The organism is Streptomyces europaeiscabiei (assembly GCF_001550375.1).
GTDB lineage: Bacteria > Actinomycetota > Actinomycetes > Streptomycetales > Streptomycetaceae > Streptomyces > Streptomyces europaeiscabiei.
In genome coordinates, this window is sequence record NZ_LRTR01000254.1 from 1 (window position 1) to 1,887 (window position 1,887).

The window sequence follows — 1,887 nt, forward strand, 5'->3', positions numbered from 1 at the left end:
GGGGGGGGGGGATCAGGAGGCCGGCAGGGGGGCGGGGGCGAGGAGGGCCGTCTGCCGGGTGTCGCCGCGGCCGGTGGGCTGCGCGGCCGAGAGCGCCGGCGCCCTTCCGGTGGGCCGTGTGGCGACAGGCACCGATCCGGTGCGTCGCGCGGCGGCTGTTCGCGCACGCGACGTACGTGTGTCCCAACTGCTCTGCGGCATGCGACAGTCGTCCCCCGTGATCACGACATGACAAGCCGTAACCCTAGACCATGGAAAATCCGCACAGCAGTCGAGGGCCGTCCCGCACGAATGCACCGCCCGGCCACAAAAAGCACGGCCCGGCAGGGTCACCGCCCGGCCGAGGCACTGGCGGCGGCCCTGCCGGGCCGGGGAACGTGGGGCGGTCGGGGCTAGCCCAGCTTGGCCGCGTCGCACTCGGCCTTGAAGTCCGAGGTGCAGATCTGCTTGACCGTGTAGATGCCGTCGGCGACGACCGTGTCCTCGATGTTGGACTTGGTCAGCGCGACCGGGGGCACGAGCTGGGCCGGGATCTTCTTGGTGGTCGGGGAGTCGACACTGTCCTTGGCGAGGGCGTCGAACTCGATGGAACGGCCCTGGACCTTGGCGACGGCCATCTCTGCGGCGGCGCTGGCCTGCGTCGGGAACGACTTGTACACCGTCATGTACTGGTCGCCCGTGAGGATCCGCTGCACGGCGTCCAGGTCGGCGTCCTGCCCGGTGACCGGCGGCACCTTGGAGACACCGGCGGTCTTCAGCACGTCGATGACGGCACCGGCGATACCGTCGTTCGCGGCGTACACGGCGTCGATGTTGTTGACGCCGAGCTTGGTGACGGCCTTCTCCATGTTCGCCTTGGCGACGACCGGGTCCCAGTCCTTGGTGTCGAACGTCTCGGAGATCGTCACCTTGTCCTGGAGCTCGGAGAGGGCGCCCTCCTTGAACATGGCGGCGTTCGGGTCGGTGGGGGACCCGTTCATCATGACGATCTTGTTCGCGGCGCTGTCGCCCAGGTCCTCCACCAGCGAGCGGCCCTGCACCTGCCCGACGAGCTCGTTGTCGAAGGAGACATAGCCGTCGATCGGGCCCTCGGCCAGCCGGTCGTAGGCGATGACGGGGATGCCCGCGTCGTCCGCCTTCTGCACGGCCGGCGCGATGGTCTTGGAGTCCACGGCGTCGACGATGATGATGTCGACCTTGTCCTGCACCATCTGCTCGAGCTGGCTGTTCTGGGTCTCCGGGTCCTTCTCCGCGTTGGCGTACTTGGTGACGCCCTTGTTGTCGGTCAGCTCGGCGATCTTCTTCTTGATGTTCGGGTAGTCGAACTGCTCGTACCGCTTGGTGTCCTTGTCGGGGAACAGCACGCCCACCGTGATGTCGTCGCCCTTCGTGGGGCTCGCCTCCGCGGTGTCGCCGACGTCCACGACCCCGCAGGAGGCGAGGGAGAGGGCCGCGGCAGAGGCGGCGAGGGCGGTGGCGGTACGGCGCAGAGCAGTGGTGCGACGACGTATACGAGTGCTGGGGGTGTTGCTGGTGGTACGGGCGTTCACATCAAGGGCCTTCCGGGCGTGGGCGCAGCGCAACTGCGACCCATGTGGCTGAAAGCCAACGTGGTGATCACCTCAGCGTCAAGAACTAATCACTTAACGAGATGACAACAGCCTTGTGTGGTCTCGGTGTGAAGAGGGTAGAGCAAAGGGCCCCCGCTGTCGCCGCTCGGCCTGCACGTGACACGAGCCAACGGCTGCCGCCGGAGGCCGCCGACGGTCAATGGTCCTTGCGCGACCGGGCGTTGGGAGTGAGGGGGGTCGCGGCGGGGGTGGTCGAGGGGACGGTGCGCGGGGTGGCAGGTCAGCGCGGTGACCGTCCGCCGCCCCTGGGCGGGCG

The 1,887-nt window shown here is 68.3% G+C and carries 1 protein-coding gene; it reads right to left on the minus strand.

Translation table 11 applies throughout. The annotated features are described in order from the left end of the window. Positions 1-392: 392 nt before the first annotated feature. Positions 393-1,550 carry a sugar ABC transporter substrate-binding protein gene (locus AWZ10_RS12410; RefSeq protein WP_046709902.1) on the minus strand — a complete coding sequence of 386 codons (1,158 nt, stop codon included), beginning with the start codon at positions 1,548-1,550 and terminating at the stop codon, positions 393-395. Between the last annotated feature and the right edge of the window lie 337 nt (positions 1,551-1,887).